Source organism: Flavobacterium flavipigmentatum, from assembly GCF_020911905.1.
In the GTDB taxonomy this organism is placed as follows: domain Bacteria; phylum Bacteroidota; class Bacteroidia; order Flavobacteriales; family Flavobacteriaceae; genus Flavobacterium; species Flavobacterium flavipigmentatum.
In genome coordinates this window covers 3926810-3950747 of record NZ_CP087133.1, presented here as the reverse complement: position 1 = coordinate 3950747, position 23938 = coordinate 3926810, and the positions used below count along the sequence as shown (strand labels likewise).

The 23938-nt window shown below is 35.1% G+C and carries 16 protein-coding genes; 12 read left to right on the top strand and 4 right to left on the bottom strand.

Annotated elements, in window-relative coordinates:
• Positions 1–419: 419 nt before the first annotated feature.
• From LNP22_RS16705 to LNP22_RS16690, 4 genes are all read right to left on the bottom strand, one after another.
• Positions 420–1070 (bottom strand): response regulator transcription factor, encoded by a 651-nt coding sequence (locus LNP22_RS16705; protein WP_210664966.1) that lies wholly within the window; start codon positions 1068–1070, stop codon positions 420–422.
• Entirely contained in the window at positions 1060–1719 is a 660-nt protein-coding gene (locus LNP22_RS16700; RefSeq protein ID WP_229974469.1) for a sensor histidine kinase, read from the bottom strand. The genes LNP22_RS16705 and LNP22_RS16700 overlap by 11 nt, the downstream gene beginning before the upstream one ends.
• 98 nt (positions 1720–1817) lie before the next feature.
• Positions 1818–2465 (bottom strand): hypothetical protein, encoded by a 648-nt coding sequence (locus LNP22_RS16695; RefSeq protein WP_229974468.1) that lies wholly within the window; start codon positions 2463–2465, stop codon positions 1818–1820.
• A 6-nt stretch (positions 2466–2471) separates the two neighbouring features.
• Positions 2472–2930 carry a hypothetical protein gene (locus tag LNP22_RS16690; protein ID WP_229974467.1) on the bottom strand — a complete coding sequence of 153 codons (459 nt, stop codon included), beginning with the start codon at positions 2928–2930 and terminating at the stop codon, positions 2472–2474.
• A 271-nt stretch (positions 2931–3201) separates the two neighbouring features.
• Here LNP22_RS16690 and LNP22_RS16685 point away from each other — a divergent pair, with 271 nt between their 5' ends.
• The 12 genes from LNP22_RS16685 (at position 3202) to LNP22_RS16630 (ending at position 23929) form a co-directional block, all read left to right on the top strand.
• A complete protein-coding gene (locus tag LNP22_RS16685) occupies positions 3202–4071 on the top strand; it encodes a hypothetical protein (RefSeq protein ID WP_229974466.1) in 870 nt (289 codons plus the stop codon).
• Between the two features lie 17 nt (positions 4072–4088).
• On the top strand, positions 4089–4493 hold the full coding sequence (locus LNP22_RS16680) for a hypothetical protein (protein ID WP_229974465.1): 405 nt from the start codon (positions 4089–4091) through the stop codon (positions 4491–4493).
• Between the two features lie 19 nt (positions 4494–4512).
• Complete coding sequence (locus tag LNP22_RS16675) at positions 4513–5241, top strand: hypothetical protein (protein WP_210664961.1); 729 nt, start codon at positions 4513–4515, stop codon at positions 5239–5241.
• 63 nt (positions 5242–5304) lie between these two features.
• Complete coding sequence (locus LNP22_RS16670; protein WP_229974464.1) at positions 5305–5775, top strand: hypothetical protein; 471 nt, start codon at positions 5305–5307, stop codon at positions 5773–5775.
• Entirely contained in the window at positions 5772–6224 is a 453-nt protein-coding gene (locus LNP22_RS16665; protein ID WP_229974463.1) for a hypothetical protein, read from the top strand. Before LNP22_RS16670 ends, LNP22_RS16665 begins: the two co-directional genes overlap by 4 nt.
• Before the next feature lie 18 nt (positions 6225–6242).
• Entirely contained in the window at positions 6243–7916 is a 1674-nt protein-coding gene (locus LNP22_RS16660) for a S8 family serine peptidase (RefSeq protein WP_229974462.1), read from the top strand.
• Positions 7917–7928: 12 nt separating this feature from the next.
• Complete coding sequence (locus tag LNP22_RS16655) at positions 7929–9161, top strand: hypothetical protein (RefSeq protein ID WP_229974461.1); 1233 nt, start codon at positions 7929–7931, stop codon at positions 9159–9161.
• 325 nt (positions 9162–9486) lie between these two features.
• Complete coding sequence (locus LNP22_RS16650) at positions 9487–10590, top strand: alkaline phosphatase family protein (RefSeq protein WP_229974460.1); 1104 nt, start codon at positions 9487–9489, stop codon at positions 10588–10590.
• Positions 10591–11057: 467 nt separating this feature from the next.
• Positions 11058–11684, top strand: coding sequence for a LuxR C-terminal-related transcriptional regulator (locus LNP22_RS16645; RefSeq protein ID WP_229974459.1), 627 nt, complete (start codon positions 11058–11060; stop codon positions 11682–11684).
• A gap of 798 nt (positions 11685–12482) precedes the next feature.
• Entirely contained in the window at positions 12483–21050 is an 8568-nt protein-coding gene (locus tag LNP22_RS16640; RefSeq protein WP_229974458.1) for a Calx-beta domain-containing protein, read from the top strand.
• A gap of 151 nt (positions 21051–21201) precedes the next feature.
• Positions 21202–22113: a PorP/SprF family type IX secretion system membrane protein gene (locus LNP22_RS16635; RefSeq protein WP_229974457.1), complete on the top strand. Its 912-nt coding sequence runs from the start codon at positions 21202–21204 to the stop codon at positions 22111–22113.
• A 13-nt stretch (positions 22114–22126) separates the two neighbouring features.
• Positions 22127–23929: an OmpA family protein gene (locus LNP22_RS16630; protein ID WP_229974456.1), complete on the top strand. Its 1803-nt coding sequence runs from the start codon at positions 22127–22129 to the stop codon at positions 23927–23929.
• Positions 23930–23938 lie beyond the last annotated feature (9 nt).

The window sequence follows — 23938 nt, the reverse complement described above, 5'->3', positions numbered from 1 at the left end:
CGTGAAATTTGACATGCCAGACCTAAAGTTTCACATCACTGACCTAAAGTTTCACATCACTTACGTGAAATTTGACATACCAGACGTGAAATTTCACATGTTAGACGTGAAGTTTCACATCACTTACGTCAAATTTGACATCACTTACGTGAAATTTGACATGCCAGACGTAAAGTTTCACGTTTCTAAGAAGCAATTGGAATTCCTACAAGGTCTTTTTTGACCTTGTTAGGTATTAATTGTAATAAAAGCCATACCTACAAGGTTTTTGAAACCGTGCAGGATAACCTTATGATATATACGGATAGAGAGGAGTACAAGATATGAATTAGCATACGGGCGCAGAAACCCGCAAAATAAAGGCTATAAAATAGCATAGGAAAGAGGTGTAAAGGGCAAAAAAGCATCAGATAAAAGCTTTATACCAAAACAATTTTGTGTTTGATGGCGTACAAGACCAGCCCAATTCGGGTTTTGATTTCGAGTTTATCAAACAAACATTCCCGGTATCCATCGATTGTTTTCGGACTTAAACACATTTCTGAGGCGATTTCTTTATAGGTTTTTTCGGTGCAGGCATGTTTTATAAAAACAATTTCTTTTTCTTTCAAATTGATTTTTTTCGAGTCATCATTGGCTTTCTTAACGAGCATTCCTGAGACTAACTCGGTAAAATAAAAGCCTTTTTCGATGACAGAAATGATCGCTTCTTTGAAGATTTCTGGCGAGGTATCTTTTAGTAAATACCCTTTGGCGCCATTGGTAATCATTTTGATAATAATTTCTTCATCATCATTTACAGAGAGCGCAATTACTTTAAGATCGGGTCTGTTTTCTTTTATCCATTTCATGGTGCTTACGCCGTCTAAAACGGGCATGTTAACATCTAATAAAATCAAGTCTACTTCTGCATCTGGTTGCTCCTGCAGGTAAGAAAGAAATACTTTGCCGTTTTCGAAACGATTGATCACTTCAAAATCTTTAAAACTATTGATGAGCAGTTCTAAAGATTGCGAAAATAACTGATGATCATCTACAATAATAATTTTGTTTTTAGTACTAGGTTTCATTGGTTTTGCTTAATAAGTATTCTAAAGTTACGGTTGTTCCTGACGAATCTGACTGCATTATTAAGTTAGCGTCAATTAATCGGGCTCTTAATTTCATGTTGCTCAACCCCAATCCAGCGTTGATCTGGCTTGTGTCATAACCAATACCGAAGTCTTTTATTTCCAGAAGAAAAACGGTATCGGTGGTATGAATATTTACTTCAAATAAATCACTGTGCGAATGTTTGAGGCTGTTGTGCAGTGCTTCCTGAAAAATTCGGTAAATAAACAAATCATGTTCTTGGCTAATCTCAGGGATTTCTCCCGTAAGATTATAATTGTATTGAATGTTTTTTAGTTTTTTTATACGTTCTAAATCTTGCTTGATTGCTTCTATAAAATTGCTTTGCAGTAAATTATCTTTGTTGATGATTCGGGACAAAATTCGAATTTCGTCTAGTGATTTGGCGAGTATTTTTTTCAAATCCTGCAATTCATTGACCTGTACAGGTTTTCCGCTGTCCAGATACATGTTGAGATGCATAATGCCCACAGAAACAATTTGGCCTATATTATCGTGCAGTTCCTTACTGATTTCGCTCAGGGTCTGGTCTTTAATCTCTATTCTTGTCTTAATTAATTCGGATTGAAAATAGAGTTCTGATTCCATTTTTTCGACCAAATAATTGTTTTTCTTTTTCAAAAAATAAAAGAATATGACAAGCAGAATAACAAGTAAAGTTAAAAAAACAATACCTAACGAAATAACTAATAATTGTATTTCTTTTCGCTCCATAAGAATCCGGTAATATAGCAGCTGTGGGCCAAAACATTTAAAATAAATACTACTAAACTAAAAACAGATTCGTCTTGTTTGATCAAAAAACAGTTTAAAGCAAGCATGAAAGGCAAAAAAGGTACATGAAAAACTAATATGCCTAATATGTACCAAAAAAAGACCGATTTTTTAAAATTTAATATTTTCTCCGAATTAAAGATTTCTACCAAATACAAGCAAGATAATATCATAATAAGCAATACGCCAGTTGCATAACTGTAAGTATAGGAGTGGTTTAAGTACTCTTTGACGTATACAATATTTATAAAAAAGGAAAGTACAAATAGTATCAAACTAAGCAGCGCTATCATGCGATATTTTATTTTTGATAAAAGACTCCTTAAAAGTATGATATAAGCACAAAAACTAACCAGCATGTAAAAATTGAATACAGGATAGTTTAACAGGCCTGTCCATTCGGTAAAATAATAGCCAACTTTCTCTATTACAGCAGAAAACCAAATTAGAATCACCAAGAATTTAGCTTTTCTGGAAGGAAGTTTATGCCATGAAAGCAAGCCAATAATCCCGGAGAGTACGACTAAATAGACAATATAAAATCTTAAAAATTCGAACATAATTTTCTAGTATAATAAGCTCGGTGGTCTGCCAATGCTTCCGTAATTCATTGGTTCTATGCTTTGTATGTCTTCATTGTCATTATTTTGATCATCAGGATCATTATTTTCGCGAGTCAAGGCAAAGGTTTGTACACTGTTTAGTGCAACGGGTCTAATTCTTTTTCCTGTAGCTGTTAGAAAAAGGGTCATCAAGCCTGCTTTATCAGCATATTTTTTTTCATTCGGATATACTCCAAAATAAAAGCGGATTCCGTTTACAGCAAAACCCTTTTTTGCGCCTTTAGACTTGATGTAATGAATATAATTTTCTAGTTCTTCTATAGAAAACCAAACGGCGTTAGCATCTTCTTTTTTAATGTACTTCGCTATTATGCTGGCTCTGTACTTCATAAAATTAGAATGCAATTCTTTAGCAAATTTTTTTGTAATTAATTGTGCCGGTCTTCCTGGTTCGTTTTTCATAATCGTGTTTTATAGTTAATGGTTTTATTGATTGTTAAATAGTGGTTTACATCAATAGTAAAGAGCAAATTTATTTTAAACGGCTCAAGTTTACAAGGGTGAAAATACCCTTTTTTTTAGGGTAAATTTATTTAAAAAATTGGGGTAAAGTACTGTTTTATAGTAAATTATAATAAATCAATTTTACATCGTTCTTTTTGTGCACAAAATGAATAGGCGAAATCTGAAAAGCCTAATAAAAGAGTAAGAGCTAATTATAATACTAAGAATTATGAGTTTATATCATGAAGTTTTTCAGGGAGAATCATTCAGCGAAGACAATTATTTTGAAGCTGTACGATATGTATTGGGGCCGGAATATTCTAATTTAAGTGAAAATGAACTAGAAGATGTCCTGCTGTCACGAGTAGATCTAATGTCTGAAAGTGAAGCAGAAGGATTTTGGTCAAGTTTAGGCAATGTGGCCAGCAATATTGGTTCGGGAGTGTTACGTGGCGTTTCTGCAGTTGCTCCTATTGTTGGCACTGCGGTGGGTACTTATTTTGGAGCCCCGCAAATTGGGGGAGCAGTTGGTGGTTTGGTTAGTAATTTGGCGGGATCTGCAAGTACTGCTTTAGACAATAATCGTCAACAACAACAACGCAGACCATCACCTCCGCAGCAACAACGCAGACCGGCAAATAATAACAATTACAGACGCAGACAAGCGCCTTCGCCAGTTGGGCAAGCCTGGAGCAATACAACCCGATATTTGGCCGATGCAGGCAGAGCGGCTCTTCCGGCTATTCAGCAGTATGTGCAGGATAATCCGGTTGTGCTTCGTCCGCAGGTAGCGCAGGATATTGGCAGAGTACAAGGGCTGTACAACCAGCTGGGTGGTGTGATAAACAATCCACAATTTCAGGCGGGTCAGGCGCAGCAAAGTTTAGGAACGGCAAGCCCAAATTCGCCAATAGAAAGTCACTCTTTTGCAGAATTAATCGAAAGTGTAAATTACCTGACCGAGAATATTTTGTATGAATATTACAACGGAGGATTAATTCCGACCGAAGATTATTATGTGGACCAATATGGCCAATTTGTGGGTACCAACACTCCTAACCGAATCAATAGACTTGAAAATGCTATTGCAAGTTTATAAAACCTAAAAGTTATACAATGGATGCTTATTTAGAATATTTGAAAGAACATAATCCTGAAATGGCTAAATATTTTGAGCTGATGCAGCCTATGATGGGGAAAAATGAACCGGAAGAAGAAAAAGAAATTCCAAGAATTGATTTAGAAGTTGAGGAAAGAATTAAAAAACTCAAAAAAATCAATCACAAACTTTTTACGATGATCGAAAATCTAAAGTTGCAGTTGGAATTTGAGTTAAATCAGAACGATGATTTGGCAAAAGCCATTGGTGCCTGCACGGAATGTTTTGGCGAAGATAATGAGTGCTCAGCATGTTTCGGAACCGGAAAACCAGGCAACGGCATTCCTGATTTTATTCTTTTTAATAAATATATTCAGCCGGCCATCCAGAAATATAACAAACATTATTTCAATAAAAATTAACCAATTAATATTTAAAATTATGAATTATTTCGAAAGTTATTTAGACGAAGATTTATTAAATGAAGATTACTACAACGAGGATCTTTTAGGCGAAGATTTATTAGAAAGCTACGACGAAAGCTTTGATGAGGCTGCAAGACGCAGAAGACCATCCATAAAAGGAATCAGACCTAATGTGAGCTCGGCGGTAAAACAAAGATCTAATTTTGGAAAAACCCTGAGCGGGAGAGCTAATGATTATGCGACCAAAAGTGAACTGAAGAAATCGTTAGATTCGATTTCTAACCAAGTGAATGAGCTTAAAAAGACTTCGCTGGCTACTAATAAAGCGTTGGTAGCTTTAGATCAAAAACATACCGAATTTGCAAAGATTGACGCCCGAAAAGGCGACAACCAAACCAAGGTTTTAAAAAATATGCAAATGATGAGTATGATGGGATCTTTGTTGAATCAGCCAAAACTAAAACCTGAAAATTTGGAATTTGTTCCTGAAGCTAGTACTGAAAAAGGCGTAAAGATACCTGCACACATCATTGAAAAAAAGGATGCAAAAGCTATTTATGTAGATCAGACAATGTCTTTATTGTTGCCAATGATGACTACTATGGGAGATTCGGGCTCAGGTAAATCAGACAATATGAATATGATGTTGCCGATGGTTTTATTAATTTCTGAGCAAAATAAAAACAACTCGACAGAATCCAACAACATGTTGCCAATTGTCATGATGATGATGATGAATAAGTAAATGTAAAAAGGGCAGTTGTTACCCAATTGCCCTTTTATTTCTATTAATTTAAAATACGAAACAATGAATCCATTTAATTTATTAATCAGTTACGTTATAGCCAATAGCAGAGCCACTTTTTATAATGTTCCCGGAAATCAGGAAATAACCAATACGGCACTTTTGGCGGGTATGATTTCAGAAAATCCCTTGATGAGCTATTTAATCATTGATAACAAAGCCAAAAGCGAAGGCGAGAAGTTTAGCGCTGCTGCTAGAAATGAAACTGCTGCTGTAACTCCTATTGCGCCTGTTGTTATTTCTCCTATCGTTGGTACTGAAAAACCAATTAAGGATAAAAAAAACAATGTAACAACTGACGCAGAGAAAAAGGTTGAGGATGTTGTATTAGAAAAAAAAGAATCTTCGGAAAGTGACTTAAAAGAGGGTAATCTGGATACGAAAACATTACCACAATTAGTTACAAATAAAGAGAGTGCTACTATTACCAGCGACAAAACGCTGAAAAAAAACAATAAAAACCAACAAAAATGAAGGCTGAAATAACTAACCAAGAAACCATCAGTTTGAATAAAATTGAAAAAAACGTGACGCAAATTCTAAAAAAGATAAATCAGATTCGACCTAATCTTCTAAAAAAAAGTTTTAAATTTTCCAAAAAGGCACAAGAAGAAAAAGCTTTTTTACTTAAAAATTTAGTTTCAAAAAAAATCATTTTAATTGAAAAAACCAACGAATTATTTGTCCAGATTTTTACGAATACTAATTTTTCTAAACTTCAAGAAGAAGATCAGGACTTTATTTTAGGATTAGAAAAAATAGGATTTATAAATAGTCAGTATGTTCGAGAAATCAAAGCTTATCTGTCTAATGCAGGAGATTTTGAAGAGACCTTTCTTAATGTGATTGATGAGAATTTATACTTTATGCTTTTGTATCAAGAATTAGATGATATTGAAACAAAATTATTAAATCTGAATTAATCTCTAAAACAAAAACTCATGGATCCAAGACTCAAAGTTATATTATACGGCAATCCTGACGAAGAATTATCGCTGTTAATGCGTCTCGAAAAAGAGAATGAATATCCGGATCATTGTAAAATTATTTCAGAGTTCGGAAAAATTGTAAGTATCAGAACAAAGCGTCGTTTTTTATGTGCTATCTATAACAGCAAAAAACTAAAAAGTTTAAAAGCTCCAAGTGTGATTCCTGCTAATGATCGTGTTGAGGTAGATCCTCAAACTCATGTTTTAGATCAAAAAAATGCGGTTCTTACCAACAGTGTTTCGAAAGTTGTATTTGGAATTATTGATTTTGGTTTCGATTTTACGCATCCAGATTTTATCAATAATGGCAAAACCCGTTTCGAAAAAATTTGGGTACAATCTGATCGCTGCGATCGAAACAAATATGGTTATGGAAGGATCATTAATCAAACTCAGCTTGATGAAAGTTTACTTGATGATTTACCGTTTAAAAAATTGGGCTACCATCCGGGAAAATCAGATTTGTTTGGAAACGGAACTCATGGAACTCATGTTCTCGGAATTGCTTGTGGAAATGGAGCAGTAGCACCAAAAAGCTTTGCGCCAAACGCTTCTATCATAGCGGTCGATATGGGAACCAATCTCGTAAACGGATCAAATTTGTCTTTGGGCGATTCGGTAAAATTAATCGAAGGCATTGATTTTTTGTTAACCGAAGCAGGTCAGCGACCCATTGTGATCAATATGAGCTTAGGCGGTCATGGCGATGCTCACACGGGACAAACTCTCGTAGAACAAGCTATTGATCATATTCTTACTACGAGAAAAGGTACGGCAATAGTGCAGAGTACCGGCAATTATCATCAATCAAATGTGCATACCTATGGCGATATAAAAGTCAATCAGAAAATTAAAATTCCGTGGATGTTTAAGAAATATGATCGTACACCCAATGAAATGGAAATTTGGTATCACGGAGATGATATTTTAAGTATCAATATTTATGATGATAATAAAAAAGTACTGCTTTCATCAACACCTTTTAAAGATGAATTGATTCTAAAAGATGGCGCTGAGGTAGGCATTTGTCTACACAGAAGCAATGAGCCAAATACAAATAAAAATCAAATTAATATTTTGATTAATGGCAAACTAAATTCAAAATTTTGGGAGATCGAATTAGTTGGCAGAACGGTCAAAAATGGCCGCTACCATTGTTACATCGAACGAGATGACGGAGGCCAATCTATCTTTTTGCCTGCAATTGCCAACAAAACGCATACCACCAATTCGATCTGTAATTCAAAATATAGTATTGTTGTGGGTGCTTACAATCAAAATGAGGAGGCAAAATCTATATTGTCTTTCAGTAGTTCTGGTCCCACGGCCGATGGGCGTATGAAACCAGAGCTTGTGGCACCTGGTTTTAAGATAAAATCGTCATGCTCGTCTTCTAATAGAGAAAATAGGGCTTCAAACAAGCTAACGTCTAAAAGCGGAAGCAGTATGGCGGCTCCTTATGTTGCTTCTTTAGTCATTAAAATACTCGAAAAAGAGCCTGATCTGGATATTATTTCAATACGAAAAAAACTTTTTAATGCTTGCGATACAGCTTCTTTTAAAGACAACAGTTTTGAGATTTTTAGAGCTGGTCATGGCTATATAAATCCAAATAAACTAATCTAAATAAAGATGATCATGGAAAATTTAATTGCAAATCCCCCAGTTATAAATCAAATCCCGAGCTTAGTAACAGAATTAACGAATAGCGTTGGACTGAATGCTGTAAATAATGCATCAGATGTCGTGCAAATTCAGACTTATTTGAGAACACTTGGTTATCCTGTGCAGGCTAATGGTAGTATTGTAAATGATAAAACAGACGTTACTATTATCTCTATTCTGAATTTTCAAGCCAATAATAAAATCGTGATTAGCGGTCTCATTCGTCCAAATGATGCGACGCATAACGCATTAAAACAATTAAACTTGACAGGCGTTTCGTTGGCAGAAAGTGAGGATGAATCGCTCCATCAGCCTTTTTTGACCAATTCATTTTTGTTTAGAAGAAATGCCTCAAATGCAAATACGCTCAATGTGATTTTTGAGGGAGATTCTTGGTTAGATTATCCCGTACCAAGGGTTTTAGATTTATATGACACGATTACAGATCGAAATCAAAGGCTTAATCTCAACTGTCTTCATTTGGCAAAATTTGGTGAAACAACGTCGCAGATGTATGCAGATAAAACTCATTTTGTACAGTATATTAGCGGTTATCGTATTGATCGAATTTATTTTAGCGGAGGCGGAAATGATGTTTTTCCTCAGCTGGGAAGAATTTTAAACCCCGGCGTTACCTCTTTTAATTCGGGTTTTTTTACAGATCAGTCAAAATTAAATGAGCTTAAAAGTTTGCCTTCAGGCGATGTTCTGTATCAAAAATGTATTCTTTATAAAAGATATTTAAACACCAATGCTTTTGATGCTACGCTTTTTAATACGGTCAATCTCAATGCCATTTTTAATACTATTTTGCGCAATTACCTTGGTTTTGGAAGTATTGTAAATGCGCATGCTACTGCAAATACAATATTTTATATGCATACGTACGATTATCCTTTATTCAAACTGGGAGTGCGACCATCAATTGTGGGTGTCGATCTGCCTTTGGGACCTTGGATAAAACCAGTTTTTGATCGCCTTGGAATTGCTGACGAAATCTTAAGATGTTATATTATTATTCGATTATTAGACCGATTTTATGCGCTTCTGTGTCAGATTAAAAATCGTTTTATAAATAATGGATATCGTTTTCAGTGCCGAATCATTGATTACCGTGGACTTCTGAATGCATCAGAATTTTGGAGAGATGAAATTCATCCCAATTCAGCAGGTGCCAGGAGGTTATCGACCCGTGTTACTTTTTAAAAAAATAAAACCGACCTTTATCTATCAGTCGGTTTTTTGTTGTTTTACAAATACTTTAACGCTTTTTGATATTTTGATCACAATTAAAATTCTGTTTTTTAAGGTAACATTAAATTCAAGATAGGATAAAGGCTTGGTAAAGATTTCTTAAAACCAATAAGGTGATTCACGTTTAATATTTTTACATATTTACGTGATGAAAAATCGCTGATAGCGAGGAATTGTTCTGTTTTATAATTTAATAAAACTTTTTTATGAAATTATAAAACAGAAGCTTTGTTTGAAAAGAAGAAATACAATTATTTAAAGATTAAAAGTAAATAAAATGAAAAAATCAAGTGTACTAATAGCGTTATGTTTTATGAGCTTTTTTGGTGCAATCGCCCAGCAAAAAAAAGAGTTAAAGAATCCAAAAGTTATCGTAATTACTTTGGATGGTTTTCGCTGGCAAGAATTATTTACCGGTGCAGACAACAAACTTATTGCAAATAAAAAATACGTAGAGGATACGCTTGGTCTTAAAGAAAAGTTTTGGAGAAAAACCGCTGAAGAAAGAAGAGTAGCGCTAATGCCTTTTTTTTGGAATGAAGTGAGTAAAATGGGAGAATTACACGGCAATAGAAACCAAGGAAGTAATGTAAATTTGACCAATTCTATGTGGTTTTCATATCCGGGTTACAACGAGATTTTAACAGGTTCTGCTGATGATATCCGAATTAATAGTAATGATAAAATTAATAATCCAAATACAACGATTTTAGAAAAAATCAATAAGCTTCCTAAATATAAGGGCAAAGTAGCTGCTTTTGGAAGTTGGGATGTTTTTCCTTTTATCATCAACGAAGAACGCTCGGGAATACCTGTAAATGCAGGTTTTGAAGCCGCTAAGGAAGGTAAACTTTCTCCTCGAGAGATGTTTTTAAATGAAATGCAGACTAAGGTTCCTTCGCCTTGGGACTCTGTTCGATTTGATGCTTTTACTTCAAATTACGCGCTGGAATACATGAAAAAAGAACATCCCGAATTGGTGTATATTTCTTTGGGAGAAACAGATGATTTTGCTCATGATGGCAATTATCAGGCCTACCTAAAATCGGCGAATGCCAGCGATGGCCTGATTCAGGAATTATGGAATTTTACCCAAAAAGATTCTTTTTACAAAGACAACACTATTTTTATTGTATCGACAGATCATGGCCGTGGCACAGATCCATTGGATGAGTGGAAGAGCCATGGTTCAAAAATTGCCGGTGCAGATCAGGTTTGGTTAGTGATTTTTGGAAACGGTATTCAACCAAAGGGAGAAGTAATTTCTAGTGAACAGATTTTTAGTAATCAAATTGCGCCAACGGTATTACATTTATTTGATCCTAAAGCAAAAGATCCAGAGATGAAAGGCCTACCTCTTCAAATTCTTAAAAATAATTAAAATAAAGCCTAAAATGCAATTATATTGTAATTTTATTATCCTATTCTAAAGAATTTACTATGACTTTTTCGTTCTCTATGAATGTACAAATGTAATTTGGTACAAAAATTAACTCATTATTATTACAGAAGAGCAACCTCATTTTAGTAAGACAATATTGCATTACCCACTTTTATTCTATTAAAATTACAATAATTGTAAGAAATATTATTTATTTTTAGCTATTAATATCTGTATATCAACGATATAATGTTAAAAATATTTTTTTTTGTAAGATGTCTTAACATTTAATTTGTACTTTAGCATTATATGTTAAATATTAATGCTGTTTTTTTGTTTTATCCTCAAGTAAAATAATTTGTTTTTTGTTAGAATATTAGAAGAATTTTAAAGCATGATTTTCTTTTAATTTTTAAAAGTATGTAAGGAATTTTTTCAATACTAAGTAATTTAAATAAGCTTAACAAATGGCATTTAAAATTTTAATAGTCGATGATCATCTGGTTGTAAGGATTGGGGTTGGTATGGTTATTAAAGACCAGATCGAAGATGTTAAAATTTCAAATGCAGAAAGTTTTTCTGAAACAATTACGCTTTTAAAGCAAGAAACTTTTGACCTCTTAATTTTAGAAATTAATATTTCAGGAGGAAAAAGCAGAGAAATACTCGCTGAAATAAAAGTAATACAACCTAATATTAAAATTTTAATCTTTTCAACGTATGATCAGCGAAGTGCTTACAAATATATTCTTTTAGGTGCTCACGGCTATTTAAATAAATTGTCTTGTGAAAAAATAATAGTAACGGCCGTAAAAACTATTTTAGAAGGCGGCAGTTATATTTCGGCTGAAATTGTCGAAAAAATAATTCAGGCAGCATTGCACAAAATAGAAATGAACCCATTGGATGTTTTGTCAAAAAGAGAATATGAAATTGCCGAATTACTCGTAATTGGTAATGGCAATCTCGAAATTGCAAATAAATTAAATATTCAGATGTCTACAGTAAGCACGTATAAGAATAGAATGTACGAGAAACTTAAAATACGTACTTTGGTAGAACTTATCGATGTCTTTAAGATGAATATTTATTAACTTGAAGTAACACAGCTTTCTTATTTCTCGATTATCCCCGTTTTACCTAGATCTAATTTGTAAAGTCATGATTCTAATTTCTTTTTTAGAGTCATAAAAAATTCACTTTTCTAATTTTTTTATTGCAATTAAAGTACTTTGGTTTTATTCTTTTGGGCCTATTTGTAAGTTTGCTTTATCGTGCTGTGATTATAAGATACCAAATAGCAAACTAAAGATATTTTTTCTCTTATATATAGGTATAAATTTTTTACAATAAGTCTTCCTGATTTTTTCTCTAGATTTTTCTCTATTGTGTTTGCGATGCTTTTTTAAACAAGGTAATAAAGCTCGCAATCTTATTTTACTGTTTTTCGAGTTGCGATTATAAAAAAACTAAAAATTTCACTCCAAATATTTCTTACATTTTTTAAGAAAAAAGTAACGGTTTTTTGTAGAATTAATTCTACTAAAAACTGTTTTTTTTTCTACAAACTATTGGTTTTATTGTATTTACCTTTGCTTTAAATGATCGTTATGTCTTTAATATATTGACTATTTTGATTTGTGAATGATTGGAGAGGAAAAATTTGTTCACATATAAAAATTATGATTTTATTCTAATTTGTTTCTTACATATAATTGAATTTAAAATGCTACAAGCTCTTTTTTGTTTTAGGATTTGAGCATTATAATATTAAGGACAAAAATTGATAAACAATTAATAAGAGAAGTTGAGATAAGGCAATATCTAAATTTTATAGCTAAGAAAGCATAACAAAATAATTACTAATCATTAAATTTTAAAAACCAATAAATATGAAATTAAAATTACGAATTATCATATTCTTGCTACAGTGTAGTATGGCGGGGTTTTCCCAAACGGCTCCCGGAGGTGTAAGTGCTAATTTACGTATTTGGCTAAAACCAGAAGTGGGTATTACAACCTCGGGAACCAATGTAAGCAATTGGGCAGATCAATCAGGAATTGCTACCCCTAATAACTTTGATCAAACAAATGCTACTGCTCAACCTACACTTACAGCAGCAGCAGCAGTTTATAATTTTCATCCTGCTATCAATTTTGTTACAAATAAATTTTTGCGAAGCAGAGTAGTAACAAATGCTCCCTTTACGGCTGATAATCTTAACGGAACCCTTCATGTAGTTCTTAATAAAACAAATCTGGCGGGTGCTCAAGATACTTTTGGATTTGGAGGTTCAACCACAGGAGCAGCTGTAGGAACTGCAAATACTCCAGTTATGGGGGCAACCAATGGGAATCCTTATTGGTATGATGGAGATTGGCCTAATGCCACTACTATACCAATGACCGCAGGAAAAACACATATAGAAGGATTTTCTTGGCGGTATAATGTGGCTGGTTCAGGGATATTGTCTCTTGACGGTAAAAATGAGGTGACTGCTCAGAACCCTAACTTAATACTTACAGCACAAGGTGCTATATTAGGTTCGCAACCAGAGGAATTTAACGGTCTTATGCAAGAGGTTATTGCTTATGAAAGAGAGTTGACACTTGCTGAGAAACAACGAGTAAATTCTTATTTAGCAATAAAATATGGAATTACATTAGATCAAAGCGTTGCGCAAAATTATTTAGATTCTGGTTCTGGTATTATGTGGAATGCTACCCTAAATGCTACTTATAAGAATAATATAGCAGGGATCGGTAGAGACGATACAAGTCTATTAAATCAAAAACAAAGTCAGTCTGTAGACGCAGGTTTTCAGGTAACAATGGGTTTGACAACCATAGAACCGACCAATGCAGGTAATACAGCTACTTTTGCAGCGGATAAAAATTTTATGGTTTGGGGAGATGATGGCGCTGCAGCAACTTTTAGTACGCCTACCAGTAATGGTCATGGCGTAGATACTCGTTACACAAGAATTTGGAAAATTCAGGAAACAGGTACTGTGGGTATCGTTAAGTTTGCAGTACCTTCTACCATTGGTGCTAGTGGCAAAGTATATTTGGTACGTTCTACCAATACTACTTTTGATGCGGCAGATGAATATATTCCTTTAACTACTTATACATCAGGGTCAAATTCTTATTTGGCTTGCGATATAAATTTCAATACAGGAGATTTTTTTACATTGGCAACCAATACTAATCCAGCGACTATCGCATTGAGTATTACTCCAGCTACTGCAATTGTAGCAGAAGGTTCAACTCAAATTGTAAAAGTAGGCTTTCCTACGGGTATCACTTTGGTTACCAATACAATTGCTGATTATACTATAACTGGTACAGGTATAAATGGTACAGATTGTACTACAATTTCTGGTTCTGTAACAATTCCTGCAGGTCAAAATTCAGTAGATATCAATGTGGCTGCATTATCAGATAATGTTTTAGAAACAAATGAAACTATTACACTAACAGGAACGACAGTTACATCTATAGAAGGTTCAGAATGGACTACTGTTGCAGCAAATAAAACCACTACCGTAACCATAACAGATGCAAATCCAGCATCAGATAAGTTTTTAAGTTTTGTACCCACAACCATTAGTACACCAGAAGGTACAGCTACTTCGGTCGTAGTAAGTTTGCCATCAGGTATTACGGCGGTGAATGATATTACATTCAATTATGCAGTTAGTGGTACGGCAAGTAGTGGCAGTGATTTTACTGCTTTAAGTGGTACAGGTACTATAGTTGCAGGACAAAATTCTGTATCAATAGCTGTAACACCTTTGACCGATAGTATTATAGAACCGAATGAGACGATTATCTTGACAGGAGGCACTATAACGGGAAGCCCTTTAACAGGATTTACATGGAGTAGCTCAGCAAATACAAGTACAATTACCATTACGGATGTCACTAGTGCAGCAAGTAAGATACTAAATATTACCCCTACTGCGGTAAGTGTTGCCGAGGGAAGTCCTACTACTTTAACAGTAAGTCTGCCTACAGGTATAACTGTTGCAAGTCCGCTTGTGGTGAGTTATACAGTATCAGGAACGGCTATAAGTGGTACAGACTATACCGCTTTAACAGGATCCGTAACGATTCCAGCTGGTTCCGGTTCAGCAACGATAATAGTATCTTCTTTAACTGATAATTTGATTGAATCTGATGAAACAGTAGTAGTCACGGGAGGTACTACCTTGGGTTATACTTGGGGAAGTAACAATGCGTCTACGGTAACCATTACAGATGTAAGTGATCCAGCAAATAAAGTATTGAGCATTACACCTTCGACTGCAAGTATTGCAGAAGGAGCAAATACAATATTAACAGTGAGTTTACCTACAGGAGTTTCGGTAACTACGCCATTGGTTGTAAATTACACAATATCAGGTACTGCTTTAAGTGCAACAGATTATTCTACTTTGAGTGGTACAGTAACCATACCAGCAGGATCAGGTTCTGCCACTATCACAGTTGCTAGTTTAAGCGATAGCTCAATAGAACCAGACGAAACGGTAGTACTAACAGGTAGTACGACGTCAGGATTTACATGGAATGCTTCTGCAAGTACTTCAACAGTTACAATTACCGATGTAACAAGTCCAGCAAACAAAACATTAAGTTTTAGCCCAACTACGGTAAGTACAGCAGAAGGAACAACGACAGTTTTAACAGTAAGTTTACCAACTGGAATAACAAGTACTTCTCCAATTACGGCAGATTATACTGTGACAGGTACTGCTACAAGTGGAACTGATTATACTGCTTTGACTGGAAGTGTAACAATTCCAGCAGGACAAAATTCGATTACAATTAATATGTCGGCTTTGACAGATGGGGCAATAGAATCCAACGAAACAGTAATTCTTACTGGTGGAACAATTACAGCGACTCCTTTAACAGGTTTTACTTGGAATGTTTCAGCAAATACCGCTACTGTAACCATCACAGATGTAAGTGATCCAGCAAGTAAGGTATTAAGCATTACACCATCAACTGTAGATGTTGCCGAAGGAAGCAATACTATTTTAACCATTAGTTTGCCAACAGGAGTAACAACAGCGAGTGCTCTTGTTGTTAATTATACGGTATCAGGAACAGCTATTAGTGGTACAGATTATACCGCTTTGACAGGAAGTGTAACAATTCCAGCTGGGCAGGGTTCTGCCACTATAACATTAGCAACTTCAGCGGATAGTTTAATTGAATCGAGTGAAACAGTAATAATTACAGGTGCAACAACAGCAGGATTTACGTGGAATCCATCTGCAAATAATTCAACAATAACAATAACAGATGTAACTAATGCAGCGAATAAAGTATTAAGTATCACGCCAGCAACGGTAAGTACAGCTGAAGGAACAGCTACTGTTTTAACGGTAAGTTTACCTACGGGCATTACTACTGCTACTTCAATTGTTGTTAATTATATAGTTTCAGGAACAGCTATTAGTGCTACAGATTATAACGCATTGTCAGGAAGTGTAACCATTCCTGCCGGACAAGGGTCTGCCACAATTAATGTATCAGCCTTAACCGATGGAATTTTAGAATCTGACGAGACAGTTGTAGTTACAGGCGGTACAACATCTGGTTTTACTTGGAGTCCTTCAGCGAGTTCATCCACAGTAACAATAACTGATGTAACTAGTGCAGCTAATAAAGTATTGAGTATTACACCAACAGCAGTAAATGTTGCAGAGGGAAGTAATACTGCTTTAACAGTGAGTTTACCAACAGGGGTAACTACTGCTAATGCACTTGTTGTTAATTATACTATAGGAGGCACAGCTACCAGTGGTACCGATTATACTGCCTTAACAGGAAGTGTAACAATTCCTGCAGGACAAGGATCAGTTACTATTAATGTTTCATCCTCAAGCGATAGCATTATAGAGTCAAGTGAAACGGTTACTGTAACAGGAGCTACAACAGCTGGTTTTACTTGGAGTCCATCTGCTAGTACATCTACGGTAACAATCACAGATGTAACTAGTGTGGCTAGTAGAGTGTTGAGCATAAATCCAATAACTATAGACGTTTCTGAAGGCGCTAGTACTGATTTGACAGTAAGTTTACCATCAGGAGTAACCACAGCCAATGCACTTGTAGTGAATTATACGATTGCAGGCACCGCTACAAGCGGGGCCGATTATACAGCCTTAACAGGAAGTGTAACGATTCCAGCCGGACAAAATTCGGCTACAATAACAGTTGCAGCTTTAAGCGATTCAGTTATTGAATCTGATGAAACAGTAGTGGTAACAGGAGCTGCAACACCAGGTTTTACTTGGAACCCATCTGCAAATACTTCAACAATAACAATAACAGATGTAAGTAATGCAGCCAACAAAGTATTAAGTATCACGCCATCAACGGTAAGTACAGCTGAAGGAACAGCTACTGTTTTAACGGTAAGTTTACCAACGGGTATTACTACTGCTACTCCAATTGTTGTCAATTATACAGTTTCAGGAACAGCAACTAGTGCTACAGATTATACCGCATTGTCAGGTAGTGTAACCATTGCTGCTGGACAAGGGTCTGCCACAATTAATGTATCAGCCTTAACCGATGGAATTATAGAATCTGACGAGACAGTTGTAGTTACAGGCGGCACAACATCAGGTTTTACTTGGAGTCCTTCAGCTAATTCATCCACAGTTACAATAACAGATGTAACCAGTGCTGCAAACAAAGTATTGAGTATTACACCAACATCAGTAAATACCGCAGAAGGAAGTAGTGCTAACTTAACAGTGAGTTTGCCAACAGGTATAACTACTGCTAATGCGCTTGTTGTGAATTATACAGTGTCGGGCACTGCTGCAAGCGGAACTGATTATAACGCCTTAACAGGAAGTGTAACGATTCCTGCAGGACAAGGATCTGCCACTATAAATGTATCGGCTTTAAGCGATAATATTATAGAATCAAGTGAAACAGTGATAGTAACAGGGGCTACAACAGCAGGTTTTACTTGGAGTCCATCAGCTAGTACATCTACGGTAACAATAACAGATGTAACTAGTTTGGCTAGTAGAGTGTTGAGCATAAATTCAACATCAGTTAGTACTGATGAAGGTACCAGTACTGCTTTAACAGTAAGTTTACCATCAGGAGTAACCACAGCTAATGCGCTTGTTGTGAATTATACAGTGTCAGGAACAGCGACAAGTGGAACCGATTATACAGCCTTAACAGGAAGTGTAACAATTCCGTCAGGACAAAATTCGGCTACAATAACAGTTGCTGCTTTAAGTGATTCTGCTATCGAATCTGATGAAACGGTAGTGGTAACAGGAGGTACAACAGCTGGATTTACATGGAGTCCGACTAACAATATTTCGACAGTAACCATTACTAATGTAGATGATCCAGCTAGTAAGGTATTGAGTTTTTCTCCAATAACCATAAGTACTGCCGAAGGGACAAGTAGTGTGATAACAGTAAGTCTACCAACAGGTATTACTACTGCTACTGCTGTTGTTGTCAATTATACAGTTTCAGGAACCGCTACAAGTGGGTCCGATTATACAGCATTGAGTGGAACGGTAACTATTGGAGCAGGGCAAAATTCTGGAACCATTAATGTTTCTGCTTTAACAGATGGTGTTATTGAATCAGACGAAACTGTAATTTTAACAGAAGGAGTTACTCCAGGATTTACATGGAATGCTTCTGCTAATAGTGCAACGGTAACGCTTACGGATGCTACAGGAAATAATCCTGCCAATAAAGTACTAAGTATTTTGCCAACTACAACAAATGTAGTCGAAGGTGCTAGTACTAATTTGACCGTCAGTTTGCCAACAGGAATTACAGTAGCAAGTCCATTAGTAGTAAATTATGCGGTTTCGGGAACAGCAACTGGTACTACAGATTATACAGCATTGAGCGGAACTGTAACGATTCCAGCTGGTCAAAATTCGGCTACGCTTAATGTATCAGGTTTAACGGATAACATTCTGGAATCAAACGAAACGGTAGTATTAACTGGAGCTAGCACCAATGGATATACTTGGGGTATAAATAATGTTTCTACAGTAACAATAAATGATGCTACAGGAAATAATCCTGCTAATAAGGTGTTGACTATTACACCAGATGCGGTTAATGTGGACGAGGGTATGGCTACTACTTTGACAGTGAGTTTACCAAATAGTATTATAACAGCTAATCCATTGATTGTAAATTATACAGTTTCTGGTACTGCTACAAGTGCAAATGATTATACTGCCTTGACAGGTTCTATAACGATTCCCGCAGGTTCTAGTTCGGCTACAATAAACGTAGCGGCTTTAACTGATTCAGCAATTGAATCTGATGAAACTATCGTAGTAACGGGAGCTATTACTTCAGGATTTACATGGAACCCATCTGCTAATACTTCTACTGTGACAATTAAAAATGTAGATGATCCTGCTAATAAGGTTTTGAGTTTCTCTCCTATAACAACAAGTGTACTCGAAGGTGGTCTCAGTACAATTACCATAAGTTTGCCAACAGGAGTAAGTACGGCAGTTGCCTTAGCTGTTAATTATACAATATCGGGAACAGCTCTGAGCGCCTCAGATTATAGGTTGTTGAGCGGAACTGTAACTATTGGAGCAGGTCAAAATTCAGCAACAATTAGTATATCAACTTTGGCAGATGGTGTCATAGAGACTGATGAAACCCTAATTCTAACTGGAGGAGCTACTCCAGGCTTTACGTGGAATGTTGCTGCAAATACTGCTATTGTAACTATCACAGATGCTACAGGAAACAATCCAGCAAATAAAGTATTGAGTATTGTTCCCACTACGGCTACTGTAGCTGAAGGAGCAATTACTAATTTGACAGTAAGTTTACCAACAGGAATCACGACAGCTCAAGATCTGAATGTAAATTATACATTAAGTGGTACAGCAGGAATATCAGATTTTAGACCTTTAACTGGTACGGTAATAATTCCAGCTGGTTCTGGTTCTTTCACCATTCCTGTTGAGGCTTTGAATGACGGTGCAATCGAATCTCCAGAAACCATAGTATTTACAGGAGCAGAGACATCTGGTTTTACTTGGGGTGTGAGAAATGTAGCGACTGTCACTATTACAGATGAAACAGGAAATAACCCAGCTAATAAGGTATTAAGTATTTTACCAGCTTCAGTGAATGTTTCAGAAGGAAACAGTACCTCATTAATCATAAGCTTGCCAAACGGCATAACAACAGACAATAGCCTTGTTGTGAATTATGCAATAGGAGGTACGGCCACAAAAGATTCGGATTTTGAAAGTTTAACGGGTAAAGTAACAATTCCTGCAGGAGCGAATTCAGTTAGTCTAGATGTTGCTACTTTGAATGATTTGGTTCTTGAATCAGATGAAACGATTGTTCTTACAGGTGCTGCCACTACTGGTTTTACATGGGGATCAAATAATGTTTCAACAATTAGCATTACAGATGAAACAGGAAATAATCCAGCAAATAAAGTACTAAGTATTTTACCAGCAGTCACTAGTATTAGCGAAGGCTCAAGTACGAATTTGGTAATTAGTTTGCCTTCTGGAATAACTACAGGAATTGCACAAACCGTTAATTATAGTATTGGAGGGACAACGGATGATGGTGTGGATTATAGTACTTTAACAGGAACAGCAATTATTCCAGCTGAATCCAATTCGGTAACTTTTCCTGTACAAGCATTAACAGATAGTGTTTTAGAGTCGGATGAGACAGTAGAACTTGAAGGAGCAGCTACAACAGGTTTTACCTGGGATATTTTTGCGAATAAAGCTTCGATAGCTATAATAGACTTAGAGCGAGAAGATGCAAACAATAGAATCATAAGTATTTCTTCAGGGACAGCTTACCTAGATGAAGAATCTGTAATTTTAACAGCCAGTTTGCCCAGTGGAATAACGGCTACTGAAGATATTTATGTAAATCTAGATAACGTATTTAGTTCTTACAGCGACTTAAGTATGAGCAAATTTGTGATCATTCCAGCGGGTCAAAATTCAGCTGAGTTTGAAGTAAAAGTTGGAAGCAAAAGAAAGAACAATGAGAGCATAGAAATAAAAGGTAACGTGAATGACGTAATTTTTGAGACACGTGAAAACGAACTACCTTCTTATGAATTCACATTGGAACCAGGTAAGGTTATCGTCAAAAATGATTTGATAGAAGTTGCAGATGCTGTTTCGGCAAATGGGGACGGAATAAATGACTACTTCGCTATTGGAAATATAGAAAAATACAAAGACAACACCGTTACTATTGTTGATCGTTGGGGAGTAGAAGTTTTCAAAGTAAGAGGTTATGATAATCAATCTACAATCTTTGATGGACAATTTAGAGGTAAAGATTTAGAAAACGGAACCTATTTCTATTTCATCACAATTGTTCGTAAACAAGTTGAACATCAATACAAAGGATTTTTAGTTCTAAAAAGATAAAAAAAATGATTACTGGTAGTGTAAGGTTTTAATCCTTACACTGTCAGTAATTCATTTCTACACAAAAATTTTCAAATTCTCTCTTTCAAAATATGTGCTTAAATAAGAGAATTAGATAAAAAATAAAATTATTCATAATAAAAAAAATAATATGAAAATTCTTAAAAAATCAAAAATTTTGTTTTTAATAGGATTATTTAGCGTAGGTGTAAATGCTCAGCAGTCTCCTTTATATTCACAATACATCTACAACAGTTCTCTAATTAATCCCGCATTTATGTCTATGGATGAATATTCTAGTGTAAATGTAATGTATCGGTACCAATGGGTTGGAGTACCAGGAGCACCTAAAACAGGAGTAGTAAGTTTTTATACTCCAGTAGGAGGTGGAAAGACTAGTTTAGGCGCTATTGTTTCTCGCGACGAAATTGGTGTTGACAGCGATACAAAAATAAATGTATTACTGTCACAAAATGTTAGACTAGGAGATAATTCCTTTCTGGCGTTAGGTTTTACAACGGGAATTGGGGTATTTAAGGAAGATAATAATTTGCTCAACAATGTAGATAATGATCCCCGATTTAATGAGCCAAGAAATTTTACAAGAGGCGATATAGGTTTTGGTATTAATTATTTTTCCGATCGTTTTTTTGCAGGATTCTCGATACCATCATTTTCAAAAATAGATGTGTCATCTAATGATGATTTTAAGTTGGATAGTGAGAAAGTAATGTATTTCTACACAGGCTACTTATTTGATCTTAGTGGAGATTTAAAATTTAGGCCTTCTGTCTTATTAAAGAAAGGAAATTTTGACATTCAGGCAGAAGCACAAGCTAATTTTTTGATACATGATTTTTTTTGGATAGGAGCTGGTTGGCGTCAAGATGAATCAATATTGTTTTTAACACAATTTCAGTTAACCCCTGGGTTAAAGTTTAGTTATTCCTATGATTATGGCCAAATAGGAAAATTAAACAGGATAAATTCAGGCTCACATGAGTTTTCATTAAGTTACCGATTTAGTAATAGAGAAAAAATTGTAAGACCGTCATACTTTTAAAAACTATATAAAAATGAAAAGAAAAAATATATTATTTTTAGCCTTACTCGCTTTTACACAATTGACTTTTTCGTCTGATTTAAAAGCGGATTTCAAAAAAGTGCCGCCAGGTAAATTAGGTTCTTCCTATAAAAGGGCTTTGAGAGCTTTCGAACTAAAAAATTATGAACGTGCAATAAAAATACTTAATTATTCGATTGTCAGTGAATCTTCTTCAAAATATGAAGTAGGAGAGTCAGCACTTTTACTGGCAAGAGTATATAATGATATTAATGAGTATGCCAAGAGTTTAGAATTATACAATAGTTTGCATAATGAGCATAATCGTGGATTCACACCAAATGATGTGTGTCTGTATCTGGATTTATTAAAACGAAACGGATCAATTTCCAGAGGTGTTGAAGTGGTAAAATATTATCATAAGAATATGCGAGGAAATGTACGTTTTAATAATTTAGAGAAATCTTTATTAGAATACTATCAGTATTATGGCGATCAGGCCAGAAATACAGGATTGATAGTTAGTAAATTCGAATTTGGATCTATAGTCGATGGTAGTTACGTGTATGGAGTAGCTCCTTACCAAGGCGGAATTGTTTTTCTGGCAAATGAGGTAGACAAATTCAGATTAAAATCGTTAAGTACTAATTCAAAGTTGTATCGATTTACAAGCACTGGAGAAATCGTTCCTTTCTCAGAATTAAGAACTATTTTTCAGGCTGGGCCAGTTTCTTTTTATAACAATGGTAACTCAGTTATTTTTACGCTAAATAAATTGCGCTCCTCTAAGATAGGCGATAAGCCTTTTGGAGAGATTAACAATTTGCAATTGTATGTAGAAAACAGAAAAGAAGGGAGTGACAAATGGTCTCGACCAGCAATAATTTCAAAAAATTTCTGTCCAAAATCTAATAAATATTCTTTTTTGCATCCAAGTATTTCAGAAGATGGAAGCCGTTTATATTTTGCCTCGGATATGCCGGGAGGATATGGAGGAGTTGATATTTATTATGTAGATTATGATAAAAAGCGCAAGAATTTTGGTAAGCCAGTAAACTTAGGGCCAAAAATCAATACTAATGGAGATGAATTATTTCCTTATGTAGAAGGAAATAGCTTGCATTTTTCATCCAACGGTCACAAAGGATATGGAGGTCAGGATATTTTTGTTACGAACTTAAAAGAAGCAGATGCAACAATATTTCATTTTCCATACCCAATCAATACTCATTTTGATGATTCGAACCCTGTTTATGATGTAATCAATAAGAAATATTATTTTTCTTCTGATCGAAAAAACAGCGAAGAGGATAATTTGACAAACAAATGTGTTTATATAGTTGAATCTCCTGATCCGATGCTTTCAATTATGGATGCCTTTAATAAAACTGTGAAAGCTGGACCTATTGGTGGTTCTGGTGTAGGATCGAAAGTTGTTGAAGAACTGGTTGCTCTTCCAGATGAAGAAATATACAAATTAGTACATTTTGATTTTAATAAGGCCACTTTGAAGACAGAGGAATTGTTTATTTTGGATAATATTTATCAATTATGGACTTTAAATAAAAAAGCAGTAATTGACCTAAGCGGTAATACAGATACAGTAGGAACAGAATTATATAATCTGGAGTTATCCAAAAGAAGAGCAGAAGTTGTTCGAAATTATTTGATGGCAAAAGGGATTCCTAGTGAGTCATTCATTCTTCAATACAATGGGGATAATAATCCTTTGAAACGCATTCAACCTGGAATGTCAGAAAATGAAATTGAACAAATTTCAAGAGAAAACAGGAGAACTGTTATTACTTTAAAATAATAAATTAAA

What these genes read in the sequence shown, in the direction of transcription:
- LNP22_RS16660 (WP_229974462.1), top strand. Translation starts at nt 6,243, where the DNA reads ATGGATCCAAGACTCAAAGTTATATTATACGGCAATCCTGACGAAGAA.
- LNP22_RS16645 (WP_229974459.1), top strand. Translation starts at nt 11,058, where the DNA reads ATGGCATTTAAAATTTTAATAGTCGATGATCATCTGGTTGTAAGGATT.
- LNP22_RS16700 (WP_229974469.1), bottom strand. Translation starts at nt 1,719, where the DNA reads ATGGAATCAGAACTCTATTTTCAATCCGAATTAATTAAGACAAGAATA.
- LNP22_RS16690 (WP_229974467.1), bottom strand. Translation starts at nt 2,930, where the DNA reads ATGAAAAACGAACCAGGAAGACCGGCACAATTAATTACAAAAAAATTT.
- LNP22_RS16655 (WP_229974461.1), top strand. Translation starts at nt 7,929, where the DNA reads ATGGAAAATTTAATTGCAAATCCCCCAGTTATAAATCAAATCCCGAGC.
- LNP22_RS16665 (WP_229974463.1), top strand. Translation starts at nt 5,772, where the DNA reads ATGAAGGCTGAAATAACTAACCAAGAAACCATCAGTTTGAATAAAATT.
- LNP22_RS16635 (WP_229974457.1), top strand. Translation starts at nt 21,202, where the DNA reads ATGAAAATTCTTAAAAAATCAAAAATTTTGTTTTTAATAGGATTATTT.
- LNP22_RS16670 (WP_229974464.1), top strand. Translation starts at nt 5,305, where the DNA reads ATGAATCCATTTAATTTATTAATCAGTTACGTTATAGCCAATAGCAGA.
- LNP22_RS16640 (WP_229974458.1), top strand. Translation starts at nt 12,483, where the DNA reads ATGAAATTAAAATTACGAATTATCATATTCTTGCTACAGTGTAGTATG.
- LNP22_RS16680 (WP_229974465.1), top strand. Translation starts at nt 4,089, where the DNA reads ATGGATGCTTATTTAGAATATTTGAAAGAACATAATCCTGAAATGGCT.
- LNP22_RS16675 (WP_210664961.1), top strand. Translation starts at nt 4,513, where the DNA reads ATGAATTATTTCGAAAGTTATTTAGACGAAGATTTATTAAATGAAGAT.
- LNP22_RS16650 (WP_229974460.1), top strand. Translation starts at nt 9,487, where the DNA reads ATGAAAAAATCAAGTGTACTAATAGCGTTATGTTTTATGAGCTTTTTT.
- LNP22_RS16685 (WP_229974466.1), top strand. Translation starts at nt 3,202, where the DNA reads ATGAGTTTATATCATGAAGTTTTTCAGGGAGAATCATTCAGCGAAGAC.
- LNP22_RS16695 (WP_229974468.1), bottom strand. Translation starts at nt 2,465, where the DNA reads ATGTTCGAATTTTTAAGATTTTATATTGTCTATTTAGTCGTACTCTCC.
- LNP22_RS16630 (WP_229974456.1), top strand. Translation starts at nt 22,127, where the DNA reads ATGAAAAGAAAAAATATATTATTTTTAGCCTTACTCGCTTTTACACAA.
- LNP22_RS16705 (WP_210664966.1), bottom strand. Translation starts at nt 1,070, where the DNA reads ATGAAACCTAGTACTAAAAACAAAATTATTATTGTAGATGATCATCAG.